General features: G+C 61.5%; 5 protein-coding genes. All 5 read left to right on the top strand.

Going from position 1 to position 5,051, the window contains the following annotated elements; genetic code table 11:
* Positions 1 to 396: GDP-mannose 4,6-dehydratase (locus VGK14_RS10580; RefSeq protein WP_331509048.1), on the top strand; the 396-nt coding region annotated here is incomplete at its 5' end.
* 335 nt (positions 397 to 731) lie between these two features.
* Entirely contained in the window at positions 732 to 2,747 is a 2,016-nt protein-coding gene (locus VGK14_RS10585; RefSeq protein WP_331509049.1) for a proton-conducting transporter membrane subunit, read from the top strand.
* Positions 2,744 to 3,658: a respiratory chain complex I subunit 1 family protein gene (locus VGK14_RS10590; RefSeq protein ID WP_331509050.1), complete on the top strand. Its 915-nt coding sequence runs from the start codon at positions 2,744 to 2,746 to the stop codon at positions 3,656 to 3,658. The genes VGK14_RS10585 and VGK14_RS10590 overlap by 4 nt, the downstream gene beginning before the upstream one ends.
* Before the next feature lie 5 nt (positions 3,659 to 3,663).
* Positions 3,664 to 4,308, top strand: coding sequence for a hypothetical protein (locus tag VGK14_RS10595; protein WP_331509051.1), 645 nt, complete (start codon positions 3,664 to 3,666; stop codon positions 4,306 to 4,308).
* On the top strand, positions 4,305 to 5,051 hold a 747-nt coding region (locus tag VGK14_RS10600; RefSeq protein ID WP_331509052.1), incomplete at its 3' end, for a proton-conducting transporter membrane subunit. The genes VGK14_RS10595 and VGK14_RS10600, both read left to right, overlap by 4 nt.

A 5,051-nucleotide genomic window follows, 5' to 3' on the forward strand; every position in this document is an offset into this window, starting at 1 on the left:
CTCCTCCACGACGCAAGCGCCGAGAAAGCCCGCGCCGCCCGTGACGCGGGCGCCAGCGAGGTCGTACTGTGGGGAGACGGGTCGCCCACTCGCGAATTCCTCTATGTGGAAGACTGCGCGCGCGGTATCGTCAACGCCGCCGAACAATACGACGGGCCGGAGCCGGTGAACCTGGGCTCCGGTATGGAAATATCCATGCGCGACCTCGCCGCGCTCATCGCCCGGCACGTCGGCTTCCCGGGCAAAATCATCTGGGACAGCGCGAAACCCAACGGCCAGCCGCGCCGCTGCCTGGACGTCAGCCGCGCCAAAGCGCAATTCGGCTGGCAGGCGGAAGTCGCCTTTGACGAGGGACTGCGCCGCACCATCACTTGGTGGGAGAGTCAGCAACGCTAAGGTGCTGTCGGGTCGCTTGCCGGGCCCACGGCCCTCACCCCCCGAGGAGAGGGGGAGCTATGCGGAGTAACTGTTCCGACGAGAGCCGGCACGACGGACAGGACAACGCGGCACCGACGCACAGACGAAGTATTCACCGTCTCATCAAAAGGTTCTTATTCTCTTCTGCACGCACCAAGGAAAAAACAGCGCATGCTCAGCACACAGGGATGGGCGATACATTTTTTCTCGCGACGGCTGTCCCAGAGAAGGTATAATCCTTTGCAGGGCGAATAAATTATTCATTAGTCTGTTATGCATAGGCGGGGAGCACTCACGGCGTGGTACGCCAGTGCATGTTCCTCAATGAATTGGTGCTGTCGATGTCTCTTCCGGAAATACCGGGCGGTTTCGCAGTCTGGTGCGATACCGCCCTTTTTGTGTGGCTTGCCGTAGTACTGGTTGGCGTGCTTGCCCGGCGTGCAAATGGTGTTGTCTTTCCAGTCTTGACTGCGCTCGGTAGTCTTTTCCTCCTGATTACTGCAACTGTTGGCGGCAACGGCGACTGTACCATCCCCCTCCCCTACTATCTTGGCAACGCGCCACTCACCTTTGTCTTCGATCCGCTGAGCCGTTGGTTTCTCGCCATTATCGCCATCATCGGGTGTACGACCGCATTCTTCGCTCCAGGGTACCTGGAACATTTGCGGCAACGCGTGGCGTTGGGGTTTGTCTGGGCGGGCATCGCCTTACTGTTTATCAGCATGGTGGGCGTGGTGCTGGCCGGCAATGCCATCGCTTTTCTTGTCGCCTGGGAACTTATGGCGCTCTCCTCCTTTGCCCTCGTCGCCAGCGATCACACGCAACAGACGGTGCGCCGCGCCGCCCTCATCTACCTCGGCGCGACGCGCATCGGCACGGCGTTCCTCATGGCGGGGTTTCTCTGGGCGCACCAGTTGACCGGCAGTTGGACGTTTGCCGATTGGGGCCTCTCCGGCGCGGTGGCCTTGGGACCGGCGTTGCTCATTCTCGTCGGCCTGGCGACGAAAGCCGGAAGCTGGCCGTTTCACCTCTGGTTGCCTATCGCGCATCCCGCCGCGCCCGCGCCGGTGTCCGCCATCATGAGCGGCGTCATGATCAAAACCGCCATTTACGCCATGGTGCGCCTCTACGTGGTGGGCGACCATTTGACCGCCCCGGCGCTCGGTCCCATTATCCTGATCTTCGGGGCGATTTCCGCGTTGTGGGGCGTACTCTTTGCCCTCTTGCAAAATGATCTCAAGCGGCTGCTCGCCTATTCGAGTATCGAAAATATCGGCATCATCCTTATGGGCATCGGCATTGCGTTGATCGGCAAGCAGCAACACCTACCCTATTTGGCGCAGATCGGCCTGGCCGCCGCGCTCTTTCACTCCCTGAATCATGCGCTCTTCAAAAGCCTGCTGTTCTACGGCGCGGGGGCGATCGATATGCGCACGCATCTGCGTGACATCGAGCAGCTCGGTGGTCTCATACATCGCATGCCCTGGACGACCGCATCATTCGTCGCCGGCTGCGCCGCGATCTGCGCACTGCCGCCCATGAACGGTTTTGCCAGTGAATGGTTGCTCTATCAAGGATTTTTCGCGCTGGCGCTGCACGGCCCACTGGCCGGTGTGCGCTTAGCGGCGCTCCTGCTGATGGGCTGGCTCGCCTTGATTGGCGGACTGGCCATCGCCTGTTTCGTCAAAGTCGTCGGCGTGGCCTTCCTCGGCGCGCCGCGCAGCAAGGCGGCAGAGCATGCCACCGAAATTCCCAAGACCATGCTCATCGCACAAGGCGCGCTGGTGGTCTGCTGTATCGGATTAGGTATCGCCGTCCCCACGCTGCTGCTTCCGCTGGATCAGCTTGTTCGGGTCAGCGGTGAGCCACAGTTACTGGCGAGCGCCTGGAGCATTCCCATGCCGGCGCTCGTGGCGCTTGCTGTCGGTACCCTGAGCGTCTTGACCCTCGCGCTCGCACATCTCGCCCGGCGGCAACCCGCGCGACGCTTCATCACCTGGGAATGCGGCTTTGGCACACTCGGGCCACGCACGCAGTACACGGCGACCAGTTTTGCGCAGCCGATCTCCCGCTTGTTCAGCCTAGTGTATCGCTATGTGGTCGACATCACGGTCAAAGGCCGCAATCGCCATCACTTCCCTTCCGGGGTATCCGCCGACGCCACGCATGAACCGTACCTGGAGACACGCGTGTACACCCCGCTGGCACGCGCCATACTACGCGTAGCGGGTTCCTTGCTGCTGCGCCTGCAAGCGGGCAGTATTCATCAATACCTGCTCTATATGGCGGCGGTGCTGGCGCTGTTGCTCTGGTTGGGGGTACGCCAATGAGCTGCTGGCTGCTGCAACTGATCAATATCTGCATAATTCCGCTGCTGCTGATGGGCGTCATTCGCAAAACAAAAGCGCTGCTGCAGACACGCTACGGCGCGCCGGTGCTGCAGCCGTTCTACGATCTCGCCAAATTGCTGCGCAAAAGCGAAACGATCAGCGGGACCGCCAGTTGGGTGTTTATCTGGTCGCCGCGCGTTGGGCTGATGATCGCCGTACTCACCGCCGTGTGTGTGCCCTGGGCCGGGCTCGTGCTGCCTGAGGGTTGGCGTGGGGCGTCAAACTTCTTGTTCGTGCTCTACCTGCTCGCACTCGGCAAGTTCCTCACCATGCTTGCCGCCATGGACACCGGATCGGCGTTCGGTGGCTTGGGCGCGAGCCGTGAAGCGACGATCTCGCTGCTGGTCGAACCGGCGCTCGTTATCGGCCTGGGGGCGTTCGCGCTCCAGACCGGCCAGATGGACCTGACGGCGATGTACGCGGCCCCCGCCTCGCCGATTGTGGCGGCGCTCGTCGGCTGCGCGCTCATCATCGCCGCCTTGGCGGAACTGTCGCGCATGCCGGTCGATGATCCGACCACCCACCTGGAACTCACCATGGTCCATGAAGCAATGATCCTGGAGAACAGCGGGCGGAATCTCGCCCTCATCGAATATGCGGGCGCATTGCGCGCCTGCCTCTATTTCGGTTTGGCGGCCCAAACACTCTTACACGTCTGGCCGGGCTTTGCTACGCTCGCATTCGGGTGGCATTACGCACTCAGCCTGGGCGCGCTGTTTCTCCTCGGCATCGCTGTCGCGGTGGCCGAAGGGATATTGGTGAAACTGAAATGGCGCGCGGTGCCCAACTATCTCGCCTTTGCCACCGCGCTCAGCCTGTTAGCGGCGCTTGTCGCGGCGGCGCAAGGATAAACGGTATGCAACTCTCATCCATCGATATCGCAGCAGCGTGCGCGGCCTTCTCGGCCATCTGGTTATGCGGCCTCTCACGCCTGCCATCCATGTGTACCGTCCTCGCCGTGCAGACCCTGCTGTTAGCCGCTATTGCCGGCATGTTGGGCTTTACCCATCACGATGTGCAATATCTGGTGCTAGCCGGTGTGGTGCTGGCGGTGAAAGCCATTGCCATTCCGCTCTTTCTGGTCTGGACGGCACGACGCCTGGCCGTACATCGCGATATCGGCATGTACCTGCACCCCTCACTGGTGCTGTTCTGTGGCTGCATCATGCTTGCCGTCGGGTTCTTCCTGGCGCCGCAGCTCGCCGCGCGAACCCTGGGCAATCCGGGCGCAGCCGGTATGGCCTTGACCCTGCTGCTCATTGGAATGCTGGTCATGATCACCCGCCGCCTCGCGCTCAGTCAGGTGATTGGCTTTTTGGTACTTGAAAACGGCGTCTTTCTCTACGGCCTGACACAATCGCATGGCATGCCGCTGATCTTTGAAATGGGCGTCATTTTCGATGTGCTCGTCGGCGTCATGATCGCGGGCTTGGTGATCTTCCGCCTGAATCGCAGCTTCGAGCACATCGACGTCACCGCGCTGCGGGGGTTACGCCATTGAATCCACTGCATCTCCTGCTGATCATTCCGCTCTGCATTGCCGTACTCGGCCTATATCCACGAGGCGCGCGCTGGCTGCCCAACGTGGCGGCAGCGGCCATGGTGGCACAGCTCTGCATTGTGGTGGGGCTATGCGTACCCGTCTTGCGCCATCCGGTGATAATGACCGCGAACTATGGCATCGACGGCATTTCCGCCGCCTTTCTCATTATCACCACTCTCGTCGTCGCCAGCGCGTTGATCCAGGCGGCATTCCTGCTTCCTGCCGAACGCGACCATGACGCCAGCATTCCGGAGCAACGTCTGTGCTTCTTCTACACGCTGGCCGGCCTCTTCATGCTGGCCATGTACGGCGTACTGCTCGCCCAACATCTCGGCTACGCGTGGATCGCCATGGAAGCCACCACGCTGCTCTCCGCTCCGCTCGTCTACTATCACCGCACGCGCCATTCCCTGGAGGCCACCTGGAAATACTTGCTGCTCTGCAGCGTCGGCATCGGCTTCGCGCTCTTCGGTATCATGTTGATTGTCGCCTCCCAACAGAGCAGTGGAACATCATCGCTGACCTTCGGCGTGTTGCAGGCGCATGCGGCATCATTCGACCCGCGCTTGCTGCGCCTGGGCTTTATCTTCTGCGTGTTAGGCTTCGGCACCAAGGCGGGACTCTTCCCGCTGCATAACTGGCTGCCCGACGCTCATAGCGAAGCCCCCGCGCCTGCGTCGGCCATGCTTTCCGGTGCGCTG

The sequence above is a fragment of the Novimethylophilus sp. genome (assembly GCF_036504375.1).
Lineage (GTDB): Bacteria > Pseudomonadota > Gammaproteobacteria > Burkholderiales > Methylophilaceae > Novimethylophilus.